Annotated in this window: 19 protein-coding genes; 12 read left to right on the top strand and 7 right to left on the bottom strand. The window is 49.3% G+C overall.

The genetic code is table 11. The features are described 5' to 3' along the window. Window positions 1-46: 46 nt before the first annotated feature. Window positions 47-1,510: a M17 family metallopeptidase gene (locus tag BWI97_RS00285; protein WP_102199612.1), complete on the top strand. Its 1,464-nt coding sequence runs from the start codon at window positions 47-49 to the stop codon at window positions 1,508-1,510. Then, window positions 1,507-2,052: a hypothetical protein gene (locus tag BWI97_RS00280; RefSeq protein WP_102199611.1), complete on the top strand. Its 546-nt coding sequence runs from the start codon at window positions 1,507-1,509 to the stop codon at window positions 2,050-2,052. The genes BWI97_RS00285 and BWI97_RS00280 overlap by 4 nt, the downstream gene beginning before the upstream one ends. 205 nt (window positions 2,053-2,257) lie before the next feature. Here BWI97_RS00280 and BWI97_RS00275 read toward each other — a convergent pair whose 3' ends face one another. Then, entirely contained in the window at window positions 2,258-2,872 is a 615-nt protein-coding gene (locus BWI97_RS00275; protein ID WP_094816705.1) for a DUF4230 domain-containing protein, read from the bottom strand. A gap of 222 nt (window positions 2,873-3,094) precedes the next feature. Between BWI97_RS00275 and BWI97_RS00270 the strand changes: the two genes are divergently transcribed. From BWI97_RS00270 to BWI97_RS00250, 5 genes are all read left to right on the top strand, one after another. Then, window positions 3,095-4,765 (top strand): sodium/sugar symporter, encoded by a 1,671-nt coding sequence (locus BWI97_RS00270; RefSeq protein WP_102199610.1) that lies wholly within the window; start codon window positions 3,095-3,097, stop codon window positions 4,763-4,765. Between the two features lie 98 nt (window positions 4,766-4,863). Continuing rightward, window positions 4,864-6,696, top strand: coding sequence for a DUF1080 domain-containing protein (locus BWI97_RS00265; protein ID WP_158242651.1), 1,833 nt, complete (start codon window positions 4,864-4,866; stop codon window positions 6,694-6,696). Between the two features lie 49 nt (window positions 6,697-6,745). After that, window positions 6,746-8,761 carry a plastocyanin/azurin family copper-binding protein gene (locus BWI97_RS00260; RefSeq protein WP_102199608.1) on the top strand — a complete coding sequence of 672 codons (2,016 nt, stop codon included), beginning with the start codon at window positions 6,746-6,748 and terminating at the stop codon, window positions 8,759-8,761. Between the two features lie 147 nt (window positions 8,762-8,908). Continuing rightward, the gene (locus tag BWI97_RS00255) at window positions 8,909-11,062 is read left to right on the top strand and encodes a S9 family peptidase (protein ID WP_102199607.1); all 2,154 of its coding nucleotides are present in this window, start codon (window positions 8,909-8,911) and stop codon (window positions 11,060-11,062) included. A gap of 88 nt (window positions 11,063-11,150) precedes the next feature. After that, window positions 11,151-12,020, top strand: coding sequence for a TraB/GumN family protein (locus BWI97_RS00250; RefSeq protein ID WP_158242650.1), 870 nt, complete (start codon window positions 11,151-11,153; stop codon window positions 12,018-12,020). Here BWI97_RS00250 and BWI97_RS00245 read toward each other — a convergent pair whose 3' ends face one another. After that, the gene (locus tag BWI97_RS00245) at window positions 12,021-13,928 is read right to left on the bottom strand and encodes a hypothetical protein (RefSeq protein ID WP_102199605.1); all 1,908 of its coding nucleotides are present in this window, start codon (window positions 13,926-13,928) and stop codon (window positions 12,021-12,023) included. Between the two features lie 3 nt (window positions 13,929-13,931). Further along, window positions 13,932-14,471 carry a GNAT family N-acetyltransferase gene (locus BWI97_RS00240; protein ID WP_141217604.1) on the bottom strand — a complete coding sequence of 180 codons (540 nt, stop codon included), beginning with the start codon at window positions 14,469-14,471 and terminating at the stop codon, window positions 13,932-13,934. A gap of 110 nt (window positions 14,472-14,581) precedes the next feature. On the opposite strand from BWI97_RS00240, the gene BWI97_RS00235 reads away from it, so the two are divergent. Beyond that, window positions 14,582-15,169 (top strand): Maf family nucleotide pyrophosphatase, encoded by a 588-nt coding sequence (locus BWI97_RS00235; protein WP_102199604.1) that lies wholly within the window; start codon window positions 14,582-14,584, stop codon window positions 15,167-15,169. Here BWI97_RS00235 and mtgA read toward each other — a convergent pair. The 3 genes from mtgA to BWI97_RS00220 all read right to left on the bottom strand — a co-directional run bounded on the left by mtgA (window position 15,166) and on the right by BWI97_RS00220 (window position 18,094). Beyond that, window positions 15,166-15,876 carry a monofunctional biosynthetic peptidoglycan transglycosylase gene (gene mtgA / locus BWI97_RS00230; RefSeq protein ID WP_094816722.1) on the bottom strand — a complete coding sequence of 237 codons (711 nt, stop codon included), beginning with the start codon at window positions 15,874-15,876 and terminating at the stop codon, window positions 15,166-15,168. The genes BWI97_RS00235 and mtgA overlap by 4 nt on opposite strands. A 125-nt stretch (window positions 15,877-16,001) precedes the next feature. Next, window positions 16,002-17,141 (bottom strand): radical SAM family heme chaperone HemW, encoded by a 1,140-nt coding sequence (hemW, locus tag BWI97_RS00225; RefSeq protein WP_102199603.1) that lies wholly within the window; start codon window positions 17,139-17,141, stop codon window positions 16,002-16,004. 182 nt (window positions 17,142-17,323) lie between these two features. After that, on the bottom strand, window positions 17,324-18,094 hold the full coding sequence (locus BWI97_RS00220; protein WP_094809834.1) for a bifunctional 2-polyprenyl-6-hydroxyphenol methylase/3-demethylubiquinol 3-O-methyltransferase UbiG: 771 nt from the start codon (window positions 18,092-18,094) through the stop codon (window positions 17,324-17,326). Between the two features lie 231 nt (window positions 18,095-18,325). On the opposite strand from BWI97_RS00220, the gene BWI97_RS00215 reads away from it, so the two are divergent. The 4 genes from BWI97_RS00215 (at window position 18,326) to BWI97_RS00200 (ending at window position 21,933) form a co-directional block, all read left to right on the top strand. Further along, complete coding sequence (locus BWI97_RS00215; RefSeq protein ID WP_102199602.1) at window positions 18,326-19,600, top strand: GWxTD domain-containing protein; 1,275 nt, start codon at window positions 18,326-18,328, stop codon at window positions 19,598-19,600. Further along, on the top strand, window positions 19,576-20,388 hold the full coding sequence (rlmB, locus tag BWI97_RS00210) for a 23S rRNA (guanosine(2251)-2'-O)-methyltransferase RlmB (protein ID WP_102199601.1): 813 nt from the start codon (window positions 19,576-19,578) through the stop codon (window positions 20,386-20,388). The genes BWI97_RS00215 and rlmB overlap by 25 nt, the downstream gene beginning before the upstream one ends. A gap of 221 nt (window positions 20,389-20,609) precedes the next feature. After that, the gene (locus BWI97_RS00205; RefSeq protein WP_094809820.1) at window positions 20,610-21,212 is read left to right on the top strand and encodes an RNA polymerase sigma factor; all 603 of its coding nucleotides are present in this window, start codon (window positions 20,610-20,612) and stop codon (window positions 21,210-21,212) included. After that, window positions 21,202-21,933, top strand: a complete 732-nt coding sequence (locus tag BWI97_RS00200) for a hypothetical protein (RefSeq protein WP_133163370.1) — start codon at window positions 21,202-21,204, stop codon at window positions 21,931-21,933. The genes BWI97_RS00205 and BWI97_RS00200 overlap by 11 nt, the downstream gene beginning before the upstream one ends. A 123-nt stretch (window positions 21,934-22,056) precedes the next feature. Here BWI97_RS00200 and BWI97_RS00195 read toward each other — a convergent pair whose 3' ends face one another. Further along, entirely contained in the window at window positions 22,057-24,762 is a 2,706-nt protein-coding gene (locus BWI97_RS00195; RefSeq protein WP_158242648.1) for a CHAT domain-containing protein, read from the bottom strand. Window positions 24,763-25,619 lie beyond the last annotated feature (857 nt).

Below are 25,619 nucleotides of genomic sequence, written 5' to 3'. Positions count from 1 at the left end.
GCAAACCTGCGTAACTACCCATTTTCTGCCCGATGCTAATTGATTTATGAAGATACAGACCGTTTCTGACTTTTCAGCGACTATCCAGACGCTGATTATTCCCGTCCAGAGTGAAACGCTGGAAGCTACGCTCGCCGTACTGACCGAACAAACTGCGGTACCTCTGGCCCTTCTTCAGGCTGAAGTAACGGGTAAAAAGGGAGAGGTACACACCTTTTTCACGACAACGGGCCTTCGCATTTACGTGTTGGGTCTGGGTACAAATCCGGGTTCAGCGGAAGTGATCAAAGCCTTTCGTTTGCTGGTATTCAAGCAAAAAGCCAGATTGCCCGAAACGGTAGGCGTGGATTTGAGTAGCCTGCCAGCTGCCTGGGCCGAATTTGTCGTGAATGGCATCTGGCTGGCCAGTTACAATTTTGGGCTGTATAAAACGGACGAAGTGAAACCGACACCGTTATTCTCGGGAACCCTTGAATTGCGGCATTCGGAAGACCTTTCGGATTTTATCCAGAAAGGAGAAATCCTGGCTCAGACGCAGCTACGGGTATTTCCCTTGCTCAATGCTCCGGCGAATTTTAAAACGCCCCAAACCCTGGCGAGCTGGGCCATGCACTCGGGCGATGCTCACGGTTTTAAAGTACGGGTATACGATGCGGGTGAATGTCAGTCGCTGGGGCTAATGGCTCTGCTGGCCGTAGGGCAGGGGAGTCGGAATGAACCGGAATTCATTGTCATGGAGTATGAAGGGGTAGGAGCCAGTCAAACCGTTGCTCTGGTGGGGAAAGGCGTTACCTTCGATACGGGTGGGATTTCCATCAAACCCTCCGAAAATATGCACCTGATGAAATCGGACATGGGCGGAGCGGCCGCCGTGTTGGGTACGATGGAAGCCGTTGCCCGCCTGAAACTACCCGTTCGATTGATCGGTATTGTGCCCACCACCGAAAACAGCGTGGATGGCGAAAGCATGAAACCCGGCGACGTGATTACTTCCTACGCCGGAAAGACCATCGAAGTAACCGATACCGATGCCGAAGGGCGACTGATTTTAGCGGACGGTCTGGCCTACGCCATCAAAAATTATAATCCCGATGTGATCATTGATCTGGCTACGCTAACGGGCAGTATTATTCGTACGCTGGGGTATCATGCCGCGGGGATGTTTACCGAAAATACTTCGCTGGGCAAAAAGCTCAAGCGAGCAGGCGAACACACGGGCGAGCGGCTCTGGCGGTTACCGATGTGGGAAGAATACGCCGATCACCTGAAATCCGATGTAGCGGACATCCGCAATTTCTCGGGACTGCCGCATTCACAGGCCATTGCTGCCGCCAAATTCCTGGAAGTATTCACCAATGAGCATCCCGCCTGGGTTCACCTGGATATTGCCGGTACGGCGTATGGCGATACGGATTTTGCTCCACAGCGGGCGGGCACAGCTTATGGCGTACGACTATTGGTTGAATTTCTGGAACGATTTGCTGGAGAGGAGGCGTCCGCTACCGTATGAGAGTGATTATTTCATTACTATTCTTTTTTGGGGGAAGTACGGCCTGGGCTCAGGTGTACACCGATTCACTGGCGAAGAGTCGTATTCCGTATATCGTTCAGTTTTATGCCCGCGTATCACCAGAGGTCAGGCCCTACACCCCTTACATTTTTCAAAGCCTGGGCGACTCAACGTTGAATTTAAAAAGACGCAGGTCGTCCGAGGTGTTGATTCGAATGCCCGTCGAGCAGCTTGAGTTCGTACGCATCCGTCGAAAAGGAAAAGTGGGCCGGGGGATTGTACTGGGCATTTTAGGAGGAGTAGCCACCGGGATCATTTGGGGCCAGGCGTTGGGAGATGATAGAAAAGGAGGTCTGCTTAGCCTGACGGCGAATACAAAGTCGGTGTTTTTGGGAACGGCCTGTCTACTCCCCGGAGCCATCATTGGGGCGATCCTCGGAAGTGGTTCTAAAAAAATAGTATTCAACAAAAGCGTTGAAACCTATCAGGCCCAGCGGGAAACGCTTCGTCAGTACGTACAGCGAGCCAATACCATCGAATAGCTTTCAATGATAAAAGTCAGTCCGTGTCACGAGTGATCTCATGAGATAGTCAGGGATTCGGTGAGACTTTTGCAGTGAAAACAGTGCTCACTCGTAACAATGGCTACGTTAGGAAGGAATCGATTTTCGGTGTGCTGGTCTCTGTACCGGAAATTGGGAGCAGTGTTTTCCGCGTAACAAGTGGGAAGACAAAAGCCGTTCTGTTTCAGAGCGGCTTTTGTGTTAACAAAGCTGGAGCTTCGTGCAACTGGTAATCGATTTTCCAACCCGACGTATCGGCCAGTTGATTAAGTAAAATCCGAATCTGTCGCTGGGCTACCTGCGGCAATTCCGAAGCGACGGCTTTATTATGAATCACCTGCTTGGCATCCGAAAGGAGCTTCGTATATTCTTCTTTGTTAAAGCGATTAAACATGCCCTGGTCAATGTCGTAAATGTTGTAATCGGAGTCGATACTGAGAATCTCCGGTTCGGGTAGCGATTCAATGACCATTCGGCGTTCGCCATCTTCCCAACGAATCAGCACTTTGCTAAAATCGTAGCCGACCAGTACCTTGGCTTTGGTAACAATCAGGGCTTTTTTCGAACCCGCCTTCAGACCCATAAACAGGTCTTTCCGGTCCGTATAGTCGTGAATTTCGGAGAAATGACCTTCGGCCAGCACGACCTTGAATACCTTCTCAATTCGTTCGAGCAGTACCGTCGATTCCGATCGGATTTCTTTTTCCCGAACATTCCGAAAACGGCCAAGTAGAGCAGCTCCGCCAAAACCAGCGGCACCTCCGAGCAGACCAATGAAGGCGATTGAGATAAATTCCATGGGTGAAGGTTGGATAGAATGACTTGAAAAATGGTAATGTTCCCTTATCACCTCACAAGGTTCGTAAAAAAAATGATAGTACAAAACGCAGGGAAATACAGTTATATAGCGGTGATAATTGACTTATTCCGCGAAATCCTTATTACTATAAAGCGAAACAGCGAGAAAAGAGTAATTTTCGAGGATTTTTTATGCTACTGTACTTCTTAATGCTCTTTACTAATGCCCAACAAACAGCTGGAAGCCCTCGATTATATAGTATTTCTGGTGTACTTTTTGATTGTGGCCGGATATGGTTATTACATCTACAAAAAGAAGCAATCCGCCAACATTTCTACTACTGATTTCTTCCTGGCCGAAGGGTCGCTGACCTGGTGGGCCATCGGTTCTTCGCTCATCGCCTCTAACATCTCAGCCGAGCAGTTCATCGGAGCTTCCGGAGACGGATTCGCCATGGGTCTGGCCATCGCCACCTACGAGTGGATGGCGGCTGCTACACTGATTGTCGTCGCCGTTTTCTTCATGCCGATTTATTTGAAGAACCGGATTTTCACGATGCCGCAGTTTCTGACGCAACGGTACAACAACACGGTATCCATGATTATGGCCATTTTCTGGCTGTTTTTGTACGTGCTCGTAAACTTAACATCGATTTTATTCCTGGGTGCTTTAGCGGTATCTACGATCTCGGGTCTGAATTTCACGGCCTGTATGATTGGGCTGGCTGTTTTCGCCGTCATCATCACCATCGGTGGGATGAAAGTAATCGGCTTTACCGACGTAATTCAGGTGTTCTTCCTCATCATGGGTGGTTTGGCCACAACCTACCTGGCTATCAACCTGGTATCAACGGAAAACGGTACGGAAGGGCTATTGCAGGGTTTCGATCTGATGCTGACGCAATCAGCGGATCACTTCCACATGATCTTCCCGAAAGATCACCCGCATTACGCTTCACTGCCCGGTTTAACGGTACTGATTGGTGGGATGTGGATTGTTAACCTGAACTACTGGGGTTGTAACCAGTACATTACCCAACGGGCTTTGGGAGCCGACCTGAAAACGGCTCGTGAGGGTATCCTGTTTGCCGCGTTCCTGAAGTTACTGATGCCGATCATCGTGGTACTGCCCGGTATTGCGGCGTATACGCTGTACCAGAAGGGGTTATTCCAGCAGGAAATGCTCGATGCCACGGGTGAAGTCAATAAAGATCACGCCTACCCCGTACTGCTGAATCTCTTACCTACGGGTTTAAAAGGTCTTTCCTTTGCGGCTCTGACGGCGGCCGTAGTAGCCTCGCTGGCCGGTAAAGCCAACTCGATTTCAACGATCTTTACGTTGGATATTTACAAAAAGTACATTGCTCCTCAAGCCAGTGAAAAGCAACTGGTAGGCGTAGGTCGCGTAACGATCTGGGTCGCTATGGTTATCGCCATTCTGGTTTCGCCGTACATGGGTATCGATAAAAAAGGGGGCTTCCAGTTTATTCAGGAGATGACCGGTCTGGTTTCTCCGGGGGTATTTGCTGCCTTTATTCTGGGCTTTTTCTGGAAGAAAACGAACTCAGCCGGAGCCTTATTCGCCATTGTGGGCGGGTTCCTGCTTTCGTTGTTCTTTAAGTACTCGCTGCCGAATCTGGTAAACCTGGAATTCCTGGCTCCGCTGGGCTTCGCCGTGAAAGGGGCCGACGGCGTGTATACCATTCCGTTCCTGGATACGATGGGCTTTGTATTCCTGATTTGCGTGGCGGTGATGATTCTGCTGGGTCTGCAAAAACCAAGTAACAAAGGCCTGGAGATCGACTCCAAAATGTTCAGAGTGAATTCGACTTTTGCCGTTGGAGCTACAATTATTATGCTGTTGGTCGTTATTCTATACGCGATCTTCTGGTAAAGAATAAATTCGTTTTCAAACGTTGCGAACACCCCGGATGACCTGGGGTGTTCGTGCGTAAAATGAAATTATACTCGTTTTGTAAAAACCTAGTTACAATGAAAATTAACTTTTTACCGAAAAATGAGACCAAGTGGCGGTGGATGCTGGGCTTGAGTATGGGCTGCTGGACGGCTCTTTCTGCTCAGACCCCCTTACCGCTGACGGACGTATCAGCCTTTAAAAACCCTACCAAAACCTGGAGTATTGTCGGAGGCGTAACGGGGTCACCCAAAGAAGCGGCTCTGAAAGGACAAAAGGGAACGGGCGTACTGCTGGGAACGCCGGGTAAGGGAAGCAGTCAGTCCGATTATCTGGTGACGAATACCGAACACGGCGATCTGAAACTGAGTCTGGATTTCATGTTACCACAGGGTTCCAACTCAGGCGTGTACCTGATGGGTCGTTACGAAGTTCAGCTGTACGATAGCTGGGGTGTGCAACACCCGAAAGCTTCGGACTGCGGGGGTATTTACGAACGCTGGGATGAAAACCGCAAGCCCAACGGCTACGAAGGTCACCCGCCCCGCATGAATGCCGCCAAAGCTCCCGGCCTGTGGCAACACCTGGAAATAGAGTTCGAGGCACCGAAGTTTGATGGCTCCGGCAAGAAAATCGCGAATGCCCGGTTTGTGAAAGTAGTACTGAATGGTACGATTGTTCACCAGAATCTGGAAGTATTCGGACCCACGCGGGCCGCTTTGTTTACGGATGAAAAAGCTCGTGGACCGCTGGCCTTCCAGGGCGATCATGGTCCGGTAGCGTTGCGAAATATTACGATGGAATTACTCGACAAGGCCCCCGTCACGGTGGGTCCGGTTGAGTATACATTCTATACGGGTAAATTCAATACCATTCCCAAGCTGGATACGATGAAAGCGAAACCCGTACGGACGGGTACTGCCGAAAAACTCAGCAGCGTACTGGCCGACGGAAGATCCGATTTTCTGATTGTATTCAACGGAACGATTCAGGCTCCCGAAGCGGATAATTACCAGTTTATTCTGCAATGGATGGAACTGGGGCAACTCATCATTGATGGCCGGACGGTGTTCGATGGCGAATTGTCCTTCGATAAGCCCCGTACTATCGATGTACCGCTGACTGCCGGGGAACATAAGTTTACCTTACTCCACGCCAAAAATAAATCCTGGCTCCCCAAAGTACTCGGATTGTATGTACAGCGGAAAGGGTCTCATTTGCAGGAATTACACGGCTTTGGCTCCGTACCCGATACGGACCCCGTGCCCGTCATTACGGTACACCCCCGCGATCAGGTCGAGCAGGTGCGTTCGTTTGTGTACATGCCGGGTTACAATGAAGGCGATGGGCACAAGAAACTTCGCGTATTGCATTTAGGCGATCCCTCAGGTGTACACTACAGCTATGATCTCGATCAGGCCACGGTACTGATGAGCTGGCGGGGTGCGTTTATCAACATGAGCGACGCCTGGCACGAACGCGGTGAAGCCCAGACGGCTAGTCCGCTGGGATCACCCGTACTGGCTCTGTGGGGAACAAGTCCGCTGGGAATGGCGGGCAGTACCACGCCCGATTCAACGGCGGGGCTGGTGTACAAAGGCTATAAACTCGACGAAGTGGGCCATCCCACCTTCCGGTACCAACTGGCGGGTGGAGAATTTACGGATTTCATTCGTCCTTACGAAAATGGACGGGGCTTGAGCCGCACCGTTTCGCTCAAGGATGGATCGAATCTGGCGTACCGACTGGCGAAGGGAAAAACGATTACCGCTCTTAGCAAAGGCCTGTACCTGATTGATGGTAACTACTACGTTCAAACGGGAGCGAAAGCTCAGGTAGTGCCCAACAACGGCGGGCAGGAATTACGCGTGTCCGGCAGTCCATCCGTGCAATACGAATTGATTTGGTAAGACATCGGACCCCGACAAAAGGATCATTAGTAATCGCTTACGCATTCCTATGAAAAAGATATTCTGCTCCCTAGCCATAGCTTCGTTACTTGCGGTAAACGCTTCGTTTGCCCAAAAACCCTTAACTGAAAACGATTTCTATCAGTTACGTACGTTGCCCCTGCCCGAAGATGCCATTCTGGAAGTAGGAGGTATGACCATTCTGCCCGACGGACGTATGGCCGTAGCCACCCGACGGGGCGAAATCTGGATGATCGAAAACCCGTACCAGAAAGACGGAACGCAACCGTACTACAAACGCTTCGCTCAGGGGTTGCACGAACCCCTGGGACTGACCTATCGCAACGGCTCCTTCTATACCTCGAACCGCGGCGAACTCACGAAAATTACGGACGAAGACGGGGATGGCCGGGCCGACGTTTACGAAGCCGTAACGTCGTTGCCCATTGTAGGTAACTACCACGAGTATAGCTACGGCCCCGTGTTTGATGCGGACGGTAATATGCTCGTAACCCTGAACGTAGGCTGGGTGGGGTACGGAGCCAGTCTGACCAAGTGGCGGGGCTGGCTGGTCAAGATTTCACCCGAGGGTAAAATTGAGCCGATTTCGGCGGGTCTTCGCTCACCTTCGAGTTACCTGATCAACTCTTCCGGCGATCTGTTTTATTCAGAAAACCAGGGCGACTGGGTCGCTTCGGGAAAAGTTTCGCAATTGAAAAAAGGCAGTTTCAACGGTCACGGCGAGAGTTTGAAATGGACCTCTGATCCGGCTTCTCCGTTGAAACTCACCAAAGACCAGCTTCCTGATACGGGCGAGCCAGTAGCAACGGCGGGCGAGAAAATCCCGCATTATCAGTATCCGGCCTGCTGGTTTCCACACGTATTGATGGGTATTTCGACCGCAGGTATGGTTGAAGACGTGAACGGCTATTTGGGACCGCATTTCAAAGGTCAGTATTTCGTGGGTGACCAGGGGCACTCGAAAGTGATGCGGATGCAACTCGAAAAAGTAAATGGAGAGTACCAGGGGGCCTGTTTCCCCTTCCGGGAAGGCTGGGCTTCGGGTCTGTTGCGACTGGAATGGGGACTGGATGGTTCGCTGGTAGGCGGAATGACGAGCCGGGGCTGGTCTTCTACCGGAAAGGCTCCGTACGCCATTCAGCGACTGGTATGGTCGGGAAAAACGCCCTTCGAAATGCAGGAGATTCACTCCAAACCCGATGGGTTCGAGATTGTATTTACGAAACCCGTAGATAAGGAAACGGCCGCTAATCCGGCCAACTACAAGGTGGCCAGCTTTACCTACAAGTACCACCATCAGTACGGCAGTCCGATCATTAATACCGAAGAAAGTGGGATTAAAGGCATTGTCGTATCGGCGGACGGTCGCAAGGCCCGACTGGTACTGGACGGTAGTTTCCGCAAGCATTACATTTACGAAATCAAGCCCGAAGGCGTGAAATCGGCTGATCAGGAATCGGTTCTGCACCCGGTAGGTTACTATACGCTGAATGCGGTTGCTCCGGGTGATCAGGTAGCTGCCTCGCAGTTTACGCCTTTTAAAGCTACGGCTGCTCCAATGAATCACGAGCACGGGGCCATGCAGGCCAGTACGGGCAAAACGGCTTCGACCGGAAAAGCGACTACTAATTCGAAAAAACGCGTGACGGAAATGCCCGCTGACTGGGCCGCACCCGATCAGGTACTGACGATTGGTACGAAACCCGGACTGAAATTTGACGTCACGGAATTACAGGTAAAAGCGGGTTCGAAGGTGAAACTCGTCTTCAACAACAACGACGACATGACGCACAACTGCGTTATCGTCGCTCCGGGTTCGGTAGACGAAGTAGGGCAGAAGGCCATCGGTTTAGGCCTGAAAGGTCCCGACATGCAGTACGTACCCAACTCGCCCAAGGTGCTTTTCCACACGAATCTGTTGCAACCGGAAAGCTCCGAAAGCCTGTACTTTACGGCTCCCACGCAGCCCGGTACGTATACCTACGTTTGTACGTATCCCGGTCACCACACGCTGATGCAGGGGAAACTAGTGATAGTGAAATAGCATTAGATTCGAGTAATACCCATTAAAAAGGAGCCCCGTGAAAGGGCTCCTTTTTGTATAAATAGGGTAAGGAATTATCAGAAGTGGAAAATCTACGTACCTTTTCAACGTACTGATTCGTAGTGCTCCTCGTCAAACCTTACCCCCATGAAACTTTTCTGCGTTGCTCTGTCTTTAAGTTTGGGTGCAGCTCTTTTTTCCTGTACCTCTTCATCCACTAAAGAATTAAATCCCGTGGCTAATCAAGACGCTTATCCTAAACCACCCATCGCCCCCAAGAAACCCCAATCGTTTACTGAACACGGGTACCAGCGGGTTGATGATTTTTTCTGGTTAAAGGACAAGAAAAATCCAGAAGTGATTCAGTACCTGAAAGCAGAAAATGCCTACGCCGATACGGTGATGGCACCCACCAAGCCTTTTCAGGAAAAATTATACAAGGAAATGCGGAGCCGGATCAAGGAAGATGATCAGTCGGTTCCCGTATTCATCAACGGATACTATTACTACTCCCGCACCGAAACGGGCAAACAGTACGCCATCAATTGCCGGAAAAAAGGCAGTCTGTCGGCTGCGGAAGAGGTGACGCTCGACGGCAATGTACTGGCTGAAGGGCACGAAGCCTTTATTCTGGCGGGAATCCAGATGAGCGAAGACCAGAACCTGCTGGCTTTCCAAAGTAATACCACGGGCTCTTACGCCGAGTTTACGCTCAAAATTAAAGACCTCCGCACGGGCCAGATCATGCCGGACGAAATCGAAGACATCAGTGGTTTCGTCTGGGGTACGGACAACAAAACCATCTATTACCTCAGGTACGACGAAGCTCTGCGGCCCTATCGGCTGTATCGGCACACGCTGGGTTCCAAAACCAAGGATGTGCTATTGTACGAAGAGAAAGATGCCCTTTTTACGTTGGGTGTCGGTCGTTCGAAATCGAAGGAATTTATCATCCTTTCCTCGGGCAGTTATACGACTTCGGAGGTACAACTACTGCCGACCAGTCAGCCCGAAGGCAAGTTTGAAGTATTCATGCCGCGTCAGAAAGACGTGATGTACGGGGTCGATGTCCATCCGCAGCACTTTTATCTGACGTACAAGGACAAGCAGAATCTCAATCAGAAAATTTACGAACTGCCCCGCAAGGACTATACGGATCGGAAAAACTGGAAGGAAATCGTACCGCACGATCCGAAAGTGAAAATTGAGGATACGGATGTGTACGAAAATTACCTGGTGATTGAAGTACGTAACGAAGGCTTGCTGGAAATGCGAATCCGGGAGTTAACTTCCGGTGCAACGAAATCCATCCAGTTTCCGGAGCCCGTGTATTCGGCCTTTTCGATGGGCCTGCCCGACTTCAAATCAACCAAAATTCGCTACGGGTATACTTCGCTCAACCGGCCCATGAGTACGTTCGAGTACGACATGACCAACGGAGCTACGACGAAACTCAAGGAGAAAGAAGTCCCCGGTGGTTTTGATGCCGAGGCCTACGAAGTGAAACGCCTCTGGGCCACGGCTCCCGATGGCGTGAAGGTGCCGATGGCCGTCGTCCACAAAAAAGGACTGGAGCTGGACGGTAAAAATCCGGTGTTGATGACCGGCTATGGCTCGTACGGGTATTCTTCGGATGCGTACTTCGATTCCGATGTATTCAGTCTGGTCGATCGGGGATTCGTGTATGCCATTGCTCAGATTCGCGGGGGTAGTGATCTGGGCGAGCAGTGGTACGAAGATGGGAAACTCCAGAAAAAGATGAATTCCTTCACGGATTTCATCGCCTGTGCCGAGTACCTGATTCGGGAAAAGTATACGGCTTCCGACCGTTTCGTCATTCAGGGTGGTAGTGCCGGAGGACTTCTGATGGGTGCCGTCGTGAACCTGCGGCCCGAGCTGTTCCGCGTGGTGATTGCCGAAGTACCGTTTGTGGACGTCATCAATACCATGCTGGATACCAGTCTGCCGCTGACGACGCAGGAATACGAGCAGTGGGGCAACCCAACCGTCAAGGCGGATTATGACTACATCCGGCAGTATTCGCCTTACGATAACCTGAAAGCTCAGGCTTACCCGAATATTCTGGCTACGGGCGGATTGAACGATTCCCAGGTAGGTTTTCACGAACCCGCCAAATGGGTCGCCAAGCTGCGTACCCTCAAAACGGACCAGAACCTGACGCTACTGAAAATCAATATGGGTTCGGGTCACGGCGGGGCTACCGGACGCTTTGATTACCTCAAGGAAGTGGCTTTTCAGTACGCTTTTATCCTGGATCGGATTGGCTGGCCTTTGCAATAATATGATTTTGAGTTTAGCAGGAGAGCAACGTTTCTGGCGTATCTTTCCTGCTAAACTGCTCGAAGTAGTACCGCCTAAACATCCCACCATGAAGTACCTGAAACAACTCGGAGCGGGCCTGCTCCTGCTGCTTTCTTCCCACGCGTTCAGTCAGAAAACCACGCCTTCATTACTCTATGAGGTATCCGGGAAGGGCCTGACGAAACCCTCGTACCTCTACGGAACCTTTCACTTGCTGTGTCAGAAAGATTTACAGATCAGTCCGGTAGCCCTGGAAAAACTCAAGGGGACCGAACAACTGTACCTCGAAATCGACATGGATGATCCGAAGGAACTCTCATCGATGATGAGTAGCATGTACCTAAAAGGCCAAACGTTGAAAGACCTGGTTTCAGAAGCGGATTACGACTACCTCAATCAGTTTTTCAAAGATTCCCTGAAAACGAATCTGGAAAGCATGAAGCAGATGAAGCCCTTTGTACTGATGAGCATGATCTATCCGAAAATGCTGGGCTGTACGCCCGGGTCGCCAGAAATAGTCTTCATGCAGAAAGCAACCACGGATAAAAAACCCGTTTTAGGCCTGGAAAAAGCGGCCGATCAATTCGCGGTTATTGACAAACCCGGGCCTAAAAAGGGAGCTGAACAACTGGTTAAATACGTTCGGGAGTACGGACATTCGCAGGAAGAATTTAATGCCATGCTGGAGCTGTACCGCAAGCAGGACATCGAAGCTCTGTACGAAGCCAGCGAAAAAGATCCTGATTTCAAAGATCAGCTACAGGATTTGCTCTGGCAGCGAAACAGCAACTGGATTCCTGTCATTACGAAGTCCATTCACGAAAAACCTAGTTTCATCGCTGTCGGAGCCGCCCACCTGGGTGGACCGAAAGGCGTACTGGCTTTGCTTAGAGAGCAGGGATATACGGTAAAAACTGTAGATACTAACGTTAAATAACTATTGCCGGGACGTACGGAACAAATCCGTACGGTCCGGTGCTTCAATCCGGAAATCAGGCATGCGTAGAACTGACTCGCCACTGCCCTCCAGGCGGATCGGGGAGCGGTTGCCGGGAATGTTGGGGTAATAACCCATGCGAATCTGGAAGGTGTTGAAGTTCAGGTTTTCGTTTCGGAAGCGAAAGCCGATGCCATAACCCTGGTACGTATTGGCGAACAAATTCTTATTGGAGAAGGAAAGAAAGCCCAAATCCGCCTGCAGGAACATGGCCGTACGGAAACCAAAGATCTGAAAAGGGGAAAAAAACACACTTTGCAGGTTAATGACCAGCCGTTTATCACCCCTTAAAAAGTTACTACGAATGCCCCGAAGGCCTTCCTGATTGTTGAGCGTCAAATATTCATACTGGAAGCGGTTAATGCCTGCGGTATAGCGAACCGTGATAAAATGCCGGAACTGCGATCGTTTGACCGACATTAGCGGACTAAAGTAATTGCCCTCCAGATTAAAGGTGCCCTGCTGAATCTCGCCATCTTCCAGATAACCGCCCAGCGAACCCAGCATATACAGGTAGCCCGCTTTTTTGTTCTTGAGGTAGGTGCCATGAGCCAGGCGTAAGGCCGAATAGGTACGTAATCCCAGATCCGATTTTTCCTTACCCCAGGTTAGCGAGGCCAGAAATCCTACCGGAACGTCCTCGGTGCGTCCAAAGGCGTAAATCAACACATCCCGCTGGTAATTTCGGTTGGAATAACCAATGCTGCCCAGATACTGCCGTGAGCCCGGAAAGAGGTTTTTGGCTCCTTCGGGTAAATTATCCCGGTTGGTATACCCATAGCCACTGGTTCGTAAAGCCACAATCAGACGCGACCGCTGGTCGAGCTTCTTGTCTTTGAAGCCCAGCCGGATGGCTCGACCAAACCAGGCATCCTGATAGGCGTATTTGATGTGCGACTTAACGGTTGTGTCGGAGTTGGGATCAATGAAAACAAACTTATTTTCAACGTAATACGATACTTCGAAGGCTCCCGCATACTTGATTTCCGGGCGAATGAAATCCTTCTGGATACGGCCTCCAAACTGCTTCCGATCCCGAAAGTAATCAGCGTAGAATTGCGTAGTCGTCAGCGACCTGCCAATATATGGCAAGGTGTAGCGGGAGTAAAACTCGAAGGGCTGGTAGGGGGCTTCGCCGTTGTATGAAACCCAGGTTTTCCAGGCATGAGCCCGTCCCTGTACATTTTTCTGTTCAAAACCCAGGTTAAAATTCGTAGGCCCACCTACGCCACCGTCGGGTAACAGCGACCAGACATCCTGCGTAATGACGAGTACGTCGACCAGATTCGGTTCGCCTTTCACCGGAAAAACAAAGATCCGGGCATCGTGGAAAATCGGCGTTTGCCGCAGAATCCGTTCATTATCTTTCAGGACGTCGGGCTGTACCTGATCGCCAGACTTGAAGAATAGCAGCGATTTATGAATGGTGTTAACGCGGGTATCGTGGTGCAGTCGGTTGCCCAGCCGCTCCACCCAGTGCGTAGCTACGCGGGCTGTATCATACACGGTAGGACCGAATACATCCAGTTGCTTGATGTCAACGTTACGAATCGTTTTTCCCGCATAGGGCTTGAAGGGGTTGTCCTCAATTTTAGAAACGGCCTGACTTTGGGCGTTGGTGTTGTAGGGGTACTTAAACAGGAAATCGTAGATACTGCCCGTCCAGTTCCGCTTTTTCATGGAGTTCCGAAGTCTCGTAAACCGGATGCTGTCCCGCTGAATGGGAGTGAGGATTTTGGCCGAATCCGCCGCCGAAGGAACGGGTTTCTGAGCCCGGCACGCAAAGGGAATAGCCACAGTTCCGAGTAGAAACAGAGCCAGCAATCCGATGCGTAACGTAGTGATCAAGGGTTATAAATGTTTTACCATCCAATAGTCTCGCTGGCGGTCGAAGCCAAACAGAAAGTAGTGCCATCCCATCTTTTCAAAACCCATGTGTTCGTAGAAATGAATGGCCGATTCATTCTTTTCCCAAACGCCTAAAAACACGGCCTGGTATTTTTCCTGACGAGCTTGTTCCAGACAGGCGTCGAGTAGCTGCTTGCCAATGCCCTGTCCTTTGTACTGATCATACACGTAGATTCGCTGTAATTCTACGGCCTTGTATCCTTTCAGGTTCCGGGGCTTTTCGGATTTGCGGTTAAGTTTACAGTACCCTACCAGTTCTTCGCCCTGAAATGCCAGCCAGAAGGTGTTATGTTTGGTATCAGCCAGTTCAGCCTGTACGCTGAGTTTGTGAAAGGCCTGACTGATATAGGCGTCAATGTGTTTGGACTCGTTCTGTTCACCAAAGGCTTCCCGCATGGTCTCACTGGCGAGTTTTGTTAAAACCTTTGTATCGTCTTTAGTGCCCAGTCGGAGCTGAACCGGTACTTTTGCAATATCAATCATAACCAAGCTTAGTTCTGAACCGTAGTACAACGGTTCTATCCAATAAGTTGTTTAGCGTACGGCTGGCCAATGTTAGCAGGTATCATACGGCTAAAAGAAAAACACACAGGATGCTTTCTCTTTCCAAACCATTGATTTTAGGGTCTAATTCACCGCGTCGTCAGCAAATCTTACGGGATGCGGGGTTTTCATTTCAGGTACAGGTGTTGCCCACTGAAGAAGATTTTCCGGAGGATATGCCCAGCCAGGACGTACCCGTTTTTCTGGCTCTGAAAAAGGCAGAAGCCTTTCGTTCCCTTCTGGAGAATAATCTGGTGTTGACGGCGGATACCGTAGTCCGAATCAACGAAAAAATATTAAATAAACCTATAGATGAGGCCGATGCCCGGCGAATGTTACGCCTGCTTTCCGGCCAGACGCACGAAGTAACCACGGGGGTATGCCTGATGAGTGCCGAGCAAACCTGGAGCTTTGCCGATACTGCCCGCGTTCACTTTCGCGAACTGACCGAATGGGAGATCGACTACTACCTGGAAGCCTGCCGTCCTTTCGACAAAGCCGGGGCCTACGGCGTACAGGATTTCATCGGCATGGTTGGCATCGATCGCATCGAAGGATCGTATTTCACCGTAATGGGCCTGCCTATTCATCGGGTATACGCCCAGCTGGTGGAAGCAGGTTTTCTGCAAACGGTTTAGAAGATCAGGTAAGATTTACCGCCCAGTGCCCGCATTTGCCGGGAAATACTGTTGGTACGTCGTTGCACGTAACTCGACGGCCGGGCAATGAGAAAACGATTGGGGCTGGGTAATACGGCGGCAATGCGGGCCGCTTCGGTCCGCGTGAGTCGGGCCGCCGGTTTACCGTAGTATCGTTGAGCGGCGGCTTCGACGCCAAAGGTCATGGGGCCGGTTTCGGCTACGTTGAGGTACACTTCCAGAATTCGCTGTTTACCCCAGATCACTTCAATAAGCAGCGTAAACCAGGCTTCGAGCATTTTGCGGAAATAACTACGGCCCTGCCACAAAAACACGTTTTTAGCCACCTGCTGACTAATGGTACTGGCTCCTTTGATGCGGCGGCCTTTCAGGTTATTTTTGAACGCACTGCCCATCATTTCGAAGTCGAAGCCAAAGTGCTGCGGAAATCGCTGGTCTTCTGAAGCGACGACGGCCAGAGCCATTTCCGGAGAAATTTCGTCGTAAGAAGTCCAGTCGTAATATAATTTTCCTCCGTTGGTAATCTTTCGGTCAAGCATCGTCCAGGTAATGGGAATGGGAACGAAACGAAAGACCAGCGTGCCGCCAATCGAAAGGACAATAAAATAGAACAGTATTTTGCCGAAAAATCGAAGGACTTGTTGAGGCCAGGAACGATAGGTATCAGGGCTTTTCGAGGCGGGCATACGTCAATAGCTAGTGGATCAAACCCGTGGTTGTACTGGTACTTCTCTTCGAAAGCAACCAAGGGGTTGAAACAAAAATAGTAGTGCAATGACGGTTTTCGAGTAAGGGATCATAAAAAAGCCCCTTAAGCCTCCACCCAGAAAAGCTCCTCGGCCACGCGATCCGCGAATAATTTGCCCGTTTCCGTCAAAAATAGCATCGAACCTTCCCGACGAATCCAGCCGTTCTGCTGGAGTGCGGGAAGGGCAGCTTCAATCACGCTCAAGCCGGTTTCTGAAAGCTGACGAATACGTTCGACGTCCGTTCCCCAGTGCGTACGCAGGCTGGTTAAAACGTATTCATTCACCAGATCCTGTTCGGTCAGGTTCTCGATTTCGGCCGGAATCAGGCCTTGCTGAAGGGCCGTTACGTACTGCGGATTGTTTGAGCGATTGTACTGACGCGTGCGAAGTCCGTCGTAACTGTGAGCCGAAGGCCCCACGCCCAGATACGGGTGCTGAAGCCAATAGCTGCTGTTGTGCTGACTATGCCGTCCGGGCCGGGCAAAGTTGGAGATTTCGTACTGTTCATACCCGTACTCCCGTAAGGTATCCCGCAGGATTTGGAATTGCTCGGCGGCAAATTCATCATCAATGGGAGCAATCCGTTTACTTTTCAGCCATTTACCAAAAACCGTTTGGGGCTCAATGGTCAGGCAGTAGGCTGAGATGTGCGGTACCCCTAGAGCCATCGCTTCCGCCAGGTCCTTTCGCCAGATGGCATGCGGATCGGTTTCAGAAGAAGGAATGGCGTAGATGAGATCAATCGTAATATTTTCAAAGCCCACTTCCTGGGCCATCCGCACGCAGGTACGGGCATCCTCCGCCGAGTGAATTCGGTGGAGATGTTGTAAATGGGGCGTATGGAAAGACTGAATGCCAATGCTCAGCCGATTGATTCCCATGCGGTGAAACAACTGTAATTTCTCCCGCGAAAGATCGTCTGGATTCGCTTCCAGCGTAATTTCTGCTCCTGGATGTACCCGAAAATGCTGATGAATGGTCTGGAAAATGTGCTGAAAATCCGCTTCTTCCAACAGTGAAGGCGTACCGCCGCCGAAATAAATGGTATCCAGCGATGAATCTGGCAGGTACGTTTTCCGCAGTTCGATTTCCCGGCAAATAGCATCTACCATCTCCGTACGCCCTTGCAGGGAAGTACTGAAATGAAAGTCGCAGTAATAACACGCCTGCCGGCAAAAAGGAACGTGGATATATAAGTGCATGAAGCGTTTCGTGTTTAGGTGTTTCGTGTTTTGAGTTGGATGGAAGGAGTCACCACTGACCAGGGCTCATAATGTAGTAACCACAGAGTAATCAGCCTGATGAAACTGATTGCCCTGTGGTTAAGAATTCGATTGTGGTAATCAAACATTAAACTCAAAACCCTAAACATCAAACTCAGAACTCACTTCGTTGCAACGTAAAAAAAGTCGAAACAATTCTCGGCGTCGTTGGTGAGGAAATAATCCTTGTACGTAATGTCGGAAACCAGTCCGGTGGCTGACTTCTGAATCAGATTACGACTCAGACGGTTGGCTACGTCGTAAGGCACCTGCAACAAGCGGCGGGGCAGGCGATACTGGAGATTGAAAATATCAAACCGCGTAATCTTCTCCACCGATTTTTTATTCTGCTCGTAGTACTCCCACACTTTCTGGTTGCCGTGTACACCCTGCGTATCGATCGTCGGAAAGTATTTTAGGATCAGGTTTTTGAGTTCCGAGGCCAGGTATTCCCGCACGTGCCAGGGGTTCCGGGTCAGGGAGTATTTCCTGTTGACGGTCGTCAGCAGCAATTTTCCGCCGGGCTTCAAAACGCGGTGGGCTTCCCGAATAAAAAAGTCATCGTTTTCAATGTGCTCAATAACCTGAAACGTGACGATGAAGTCAAAATGATTGTCAGGCAGGTCTTTGAGTGGCGGCAGAAACATGTCAATGAACTTGAAATCAGGGTATTCCTGACTCAGTTTAGTCATTAATGGTTCGTTTTTGTCAACGCCCGTATAGTGTGTGACTGAAGGAGCCAGTACGCCCACGCCCCGTCCGGTACCGCAACCAATTTCCAGTACATTCCCGTGCACGATTCGGGCTGCTTCCATGTAAGGAAACAACAAACGTTGGTGAACCGGGTTATCAGAAACCAGTTCGGAAGAGGCTATTTCGGTGGTTTTGTACATGATCGTATGAAGAACGGGGTGGAGGAATGCGGACCAAGCCACGGCTCCTGTTTCGATGGTAACGAGCATCGAAGGAGCAAAAATACCACCTTCCCGGCAAAACCAGAAAATTTATGGATGTACACAGGTGAGAATCGCTATCTTTTTCGTTATTCGTAACCGACGCACTTGGCGTTTTGCCGGTTGTTCCGAAGAAAAAAACGCATCTTTGTATCATTCGTCCATGAATCCATGAAATACCTGATTTATTTAGGAGTTTCCCTAGGTCTGTTGGCTGGTTGTACCTCGTCTAAAGTCAATACAGCCAAACGTACAGCCACTCCTGCTGCAAGCCCGACTAATCGTTCGACCGATGCATTCTTGTTTTCGGTACGAAGCCGTTTTCTGGATAATGGTTCGCAAATCCGGACCTATGTTCGGGTACAGCCCGATCGAAACCTGTCCTCGGCTGATTTCGCTCAGGAGTTTCGCATCCGGTACTGGATGTTGCCGGATTACGGCAGTCGTCAGCAATTGGTATCTACCCAACTGTTAAAACTCAGCGAAGGCGAAAACTTCATTCGTAAGACAACGTCCGGCGGTCCGGTCTTTACGGTTTGGTTCGACGTACCCAAGCCCGACAGACAAATTTATACGGGGGTGGTCATGTCAGAAATTACCGATGCTAAAGGTGGTATGACGACTCACGATACGTTCGTTCGTTTTCAATCCGGAAAAGTAGGCGACTATTATGCCGTTTTTGATGGGGCGGGAAAAGTTCCGTTGTTTGAAAACTTTGCTCGTCAGGGCGATACGGTTCAACTGATGGCTTTGCAACGGCCCGATACTACGTTCCGCTTTTTCCACTACGGTTTCGAATTCGATGCGGCATTACCGCCGATGGCGACGTTACGGCCTCAACCCAAACAACTGTACGTAGATTCGTCAGCTCAAGTGACCACACGCCGACCCTTTACGATTCAGCACGAAGGACTGCACTATTTTGTTCGCGATACGACGGAATCTTTTGGCATTGGCCTGATGGGCGTCCCAGACCGTTTTCCCCGCTATACGTATCCTCAGCAACTGGCCCGGCCGCTGGTGTATATGAGTACGAATCAGGAAATCAATGATTTACGCAATGGCGGCGAAGCTAAACGGTCCCTGGATCGCTACTGGTTGTCGATGTCCAACGGAAATCAGCAAACGGCGAAGCGGACCATTTCTTCGTTCTACCGACGTGTCGAGCGGGCGAATGATCTCTTTACCAGTTACAAGGAAGGCTGGAAAACCGACCGGGGCATGGTATACATTATCATGGGGCCGCCCACCCGCGTCAATCGCAGCAAAGACCGCGAAGTATGGGTCTACACCAAACGCAATTCACAATTTTCAGAAATAAATTTTACGTTCAATAAACGGAATAACCAGTTTGTGGAAGATCACTACGAATTATCACGATTCGTAGAATTTCAACCTATCTGGTATCCCGCTGTCGAAGCATGGAGAAACGGGGAAATCGAGTAGAGGGCAGTGAGCCCGGCGAAAAAAAGCCATTTTATAGTAGACCCAGGCAGCCACGCCCGGAGTCGAAATCGGAGTTTGTCTTTGGTATTCAACCCGTACTGGAAGCCATACGGGCCGGAAAAGAAATTGATAAATTACTGATTCAGCGTGAGCTGGGGAATATTGAGGTACTCGAATTTGCTCGGTTGCGTAATATACCCACGCAGAAAGTTCCTAAACAAAAGCTGGATCAAATTACGCGGAAAAATCACCAGGGCGTGATTGCTTTCGTTTCGGCGATTAACTACGCCAAACTGGAGAACGTCGTAGCGAACGTATTCGAACAAGGCCAGACGCCTTTGATTCTAATTCTGGACCGGGTAACCGACGTTCGAAATTTCGGGGCGATTGCCCGAACCGCTGAGTGTGCTGGTGTACAGGCCATTGTCATTCCCGCCAAAGGAGGTGCCCAGATCAATTCAGACGCCATGAAGACCTCATCGGGTGCTCTGAACTTTTTGCCCGTATGTCGGGAAAATGATCTGTTAGAGACGGTCCGTTTTTTGCAGAATTCCGGTATACAGGTGGTAGCCTGTACGGAGAAAGTTTCGAAGACGCTGTATGAAGTCGATCTGACGGTCCCGACGGCTGTCATTATGGGGTCTGAAGAAGATGGTATTTCCGAGAACTTATTACGCACGGCCGACGAGCTGGTGAGCATTCCCATGAGTGGCCGGGTTGCTTCATTAAACGTCTCCGTAGCGAACGGAATTTTGCTATACGAAGCTATTCGGCAACGCCTGGGATAGGGCAAATAATATTTTTTTTATTGGGGCTATTCCTTCGGGAATGGCCTTTTTTTGTGGTTGTTCTGAAGAGAACTGCGAAGAAATTGACAAAAAATTAAGAAAACCTGATGAAAAATCTCAAAAAATTCATAGTTTATAATATTCTGATTATCAATGTATTATAAAAGCCACAAATTTTTTTTTTGAAAGATGAGGTTACATTTCGGCCTTTCGATTGATATATGCAAAATTTCAAGGTATTGATAGGAACTCAGAGCCAGGAAAAGTTGATTGCTCGGCTCCGTTCGAAAGATCGTCGCGAATTGAATGAAGCTATTCGGGACGTATATGATCATCACATTAGTCCGGTTCGCTACTTCGTTTTGCAGAATGGGGGAGACGCCCACGACGCCGACGATTTGGTTCAGACTACCGTTCTCAACTTTGTTCAAGCTGTGCGTAATGGCAGCTTTCAGTTGCAGGAGGGAACAACGATCGAGGCGTTTTTATTCGTACTGGCCAAAAACCGGTGGCGAAACACGCTCAAGCAGCGAGGATTCATGCGTGATTACGTCCAAGAGATGGAAGCTACAGGAGGAGGTTACGATTCCTGGGAAGCTTCTGCTCAACGAATCATGGAAGAACGGGAAGAACAGGAACGCTACATACAGTTATTCAATCTACTTGGTGAAAGGTGTCAGACTATCCTGACGGCCTATCGCCGGGACGGGCTTTCTATGAGAGAAATTGCTCAGAAGATGGGATTTGATAACGAGCGAGTCGCTATTAATGAAAAGTACAAGTGTTTACAAAAACTCAAAGCCCTCTTTCGCTATGAGACCTAAATCAGGCCAGGAGCAAATGGAATGGATCGATGCATATCTCCATGATGCTCTATCTTCGACCGAACGAGCAGCGTTCGAAAAGGAGATGATTAGTAATCCTGAATTTGCCCGCGAAGTTGAATTTATGCAACAGGCCGATTCAGTTATCGATGATTTTCTGCTGGCCGAGATGGTCGGAGAAATTCATGCGGAAAAAGTACAAGAGTGGAAGGATGCAGAAGCAGAGCCCGCCAAGGAGACGCCTGTTATTCCCTTACACCGTGAGCCTCAGCAGGTTCCCTGGTGGAAGTGGTCGGCAGGAACCGCGGCTGCGGTGACGATTGCGTTCACTTCGTACATCACGTTGAGTCCCATTCAAGTACAGGATACGCTTAGCCAGACCTTACGGGGTGGTGACGCGAGCATCTCGGAACAGCCCAGCCGGATTTGTTTTGAGAATTTCTATGCAGGGCGTTCGTTTGTCATGACGCAACAGCCCTCACAAGCCATTCCAAGGCTGCAGCAAGTAATTGACTGTGAGGTCCGTCCGTATTTCAAAGATGCCTCTAAGTGGTATCTGACGGTGGCGTACCTGCAGGCGAATCAACCTAAAGAAGCTGAAACCATTTATCAGGAAATTACGGAAAATCCGGATTTTAGCTACGACATCACCTGGCTCGATAAACAGAAAATCAGCTGGCAGATTCGTATCGCCAAGTGGTTCGGCAAAGATGAAGCGTAGTCTTAACCGTAAAAGTCAGCCATACGATTTCTAGCATTTAAAGTACTCTACATCCAACCCAGAGAGCCCTTCCCCTGTCCCGAGGAAGGGCTTTTATTTGTGTAGTATATACAGGAGGGTGAGTTAACGGTGCCGTTGCCAGTAACGGGCTAGGAAAAGTCCCAGAAAAATACTGCTGAGTAAGAAAAAGCCCGCTGAAATACGATTGATCGTCGCCCATTTGGACTCGTAAAGTACCGAGGCATCGCCGATCAGGACCAGGTTTGCCCAGTAGTACGGGTGATCGTAAAGAGCGGCCATATCCGAAGAAAAAAAATCCAGTTTGGCCAATTGTAATGCCTGATCGATGGGTACACCTTTTCGTAAATGGAAATACATGCGTTCGGAAAGGTAAGCCGCCGTCTGATCATGAGCATTCCAAAGCGTAGTCACAACGCTCGGACAACCCCCATACAGAAAGCCACGGGCCAGACTCATTAGTCCTTCGCCTCGGTGCAAACGGCCTCGACCCGTCTCGCAGGCACTTAATACAACCATTTGCGTATGATTGAAGGAAAGATTGTAAAGCTCGTCCGTGTACAATTTGTAATCCGCTGAATCCGGATAAAAGGCGATGAATGAACGCTCGGCCTCTCTGTCATCCGTTCGGGCGTGGGTGGCCAGGTGAATGATTTGTGAAGAAGCGTAATGATCCAGAAATTCCTGTTTAGTAGCCTGGCGATTGGCGTATTGTAAGCCTCCTACCGATCGTATCTCTTCGCGAGAAGCAGGTAGGGGCAATAGGGAAGTATCCCGAAAGGAATTTTTCTGCGACGAAGTTTCTGAAAATGGAGCCATGGCGAGTATGCCATTAGGACCACCCGTCCAGGGAGTTGAAGCGTGTACCTGAGTCAGTGAAGCTCCATAGGCATAGCGAATCGAATACGAACGCAAAAGAAAATCCCGACCTGAAGCGGTCGTTTCCAGAGTTTCGAAAGGCAGGTAATTCAGTTCTTTATCCCGAATGATAATCAGCCGTTTAATATCCTGAAGGTACGGTTTCAAGGGTAGAAATAGCTGCCGGTACCCCGCCTGGGCTGCGGAGTGGCCTTTGTACGGCGAAAGTCCTGGGTTATCGTAAAGCGACTGCTGTAACGCTGCCAGTGTGGCTTTCTGCGACTTACCGAAAGGCATACGGATCCATTTGACGCGGAACTGGGTGATAACGAAAACAAACAAATCCTGTTCTGTTAAAACGTACGAAAGCAGGGCCGTATGATTATCCAGTAATTTTTCACGAACGGTATCCACCGACATACTTTCTACCGACTGGCGATGACGCGAAGGAATACGCTGCAACAGTTGTTGTCGGAATTTATCCAACGCTAGTTCCTGCTCTACCAGAATCAGCTTAAGGCTATCATGTTGTTTACGCGAACGGGGTTGCTGCAGGTGTAACTTGGTACTGGTTAGTTCTTTTTTGAGTCCATCCTCCTTCGTTAATAATTCCTGAGGTACCCAGGCTTTCTTCAGCGTTTGTTCCCGGCGGGCATCCGAAAGGGTGGAAGCCCGCGTACTTTCGGTAAGTGTAAATGCCGTTTTCAGGTAGTGGTACTGTTGTGTTTTTTGGTAGAGTGCATAGGCAATGCGAAGAGCCTGCTCATTAACTACGGAAATTTGCTGTCCGAACAGTAGCTTCGCATCCGATACATCGTAATTAAGACGAATCCGCTCGGCCAGGTGCAACGCTAATTTGTAGGTTTCGAAAGCAGGTTGCAGAAAGGAATCGCGATTCGAGAATTTTCCCATCACAGAGGCCTGGCCTAGCAAGGCATACATCAGCTCGCGTTCGGATAAAACGCCTTCCTGAATCGCAGGTAAATCATGTAATTCCGTTACGGGAGAACCTAAAGACACAGCATTAATGGCGTGGCGATAGTTGGCCAGAGCCCCATTCAGATCGCCCTGGTTTTCCAGCAATTGAGCCTTGTCACGATAGGCTATGGAAAGCGAAGGATGTTTATCGCCCCAGTGAGCATGAGCCAGCATGATCGCCTTGTCATACGACTGAACGGCCCTGGTCACCTGCTGAGTAGCCGCGTAGTATGACCCCCAGTTTTGATATAGCGTAATTTTTGATTCCTTAAAATAATCCGGATTTTCCCGTCCATAAGTATCATCAATTTGCTGGGCCTGCTTCAGGTATTGAAAAGCTTCCTTAGGCTTGTTAAGGCTAAGATAATAGCGACCTAAATTGAGCGTGTAAACGATTTGTTGGTAAGGCGTTCGTTCGAACGACAGAGCCTGCTTAACCAGCGTAATGGCCTTATGCGTGTTCCCTAAGTTTTCGTATTGCGTACTTAAATTATTGGTAACCGCAGAAAGGTGGCCTGATAAATGATATTCTTTAGCTACGGCAAGGGCTTTTTCGAGGTTGGTTGTAGCCTGAACAAAGTCGCCGGTGTCATTATAATATACGCCTTTCTGATTGTAATAAGCAGCTACATATCCAGGGGTCAGAGTAGTCAGGCGAGGATTGTCTTCAAGCATTTGCTCCGCCCTTTCCAGATACTGTTGCATCTGTTCCATTTGAAACACCTGACTATGGTAAAAACTTAAGTTAGAATAGGCCTTGAAGCGAATGGAGTCGACGGGAGCTTTTTTCAGAACCTGAAGGGCTTTTTCACACTGTCGGATCGCTTGTGGTAAATTTCCCTGACCGTAAGGAATCGTGCTGGATTCAATCAAAAGGTCAGCGTAACGGGGAAGATTATTATAGCGGAGACAAAGGGTAATGGCTTTCTTAAAATACAACATGGCCTGAGCGTGTTTGCCGCTCTGATAAGCCACTTCTCCCTGGGTTTGTAAGTCTCGAATGGCGGGTTCAGCAGAGACAGACTTATGTTGAGCCGAAATATCCAGGGATGCGAATATCAGCAGCCAAACTCCTATCCAACTAACTATTTTGCCTTTGCAAAAACAAAACATAAGACAACCCGCGTGTTACACTAACAAAGTAACAATAAAGCCCTAAAAATGCCAAAACCTTCGGAAGCCTGGCGGTGCGTTCCGAAGGTAGTTATCTTTGGCTAATGCAGTACTGCTAGAGCGGATATTTGGATACTTATGCAGTACTATGTCTTAAGGGTTAGGTGAGACCCATATATGTTCAATGATAGAATTTCCTATCAATTAGCGGCGAATCAATGGCAGAGGAGGAATGCTTGAATCTCTCTCTGATTCTTGCACGACTTTCGTTTGCTGAGGTTTAATTTCGTCTTCTTTGTTGCAAGAAGTTAAAGAAAAGATGCTAGCTGAGAACAGTAAAGCGTAAGCTGAAAGGCGTGCGAAATTTTTCATTTTTTTTATATTTATGTCCCGAATTCACACCTATATCAATCGGGAAGGCAAAATGTAACCTCCTCCAACGAAAAAAATTTTTATTTGTCTTAAATAAAAAATGTAAAACACTGACTATTAGTAGTTTATGGCACTAAATTTTTTTTGATTTTTTTTGAATAATTTTTCTTCTACTTTTTCTGAAGCTGCCGGTTTTATAGTTTCAAAGTTGCACTTTTTCAAGAAAAGGCCCCGCACGGTTTACTGATTCTTAGCATTAATTTTGGATATGCTTTCTAAAGTTAATTACCCTGACAAAGCTTTGGGTTGAAGGTTTGACAAACCAGGATACTTGGCGTTCTTTCGAA

This window comes from Siphonobacter sp. BAB-5405, assembly GCF_002872335.1.
Classification (GTDB): Bacteria; Bacteroidota; Bacteroidia; order Cytophagales; family Spirosomataceae; genus Siphonobacter.
The sequence above is the reverse complement of the archived record's forward strand: the minus strand, read 5'-3'. Positions and strand labels throughout refer to the sequence as shown.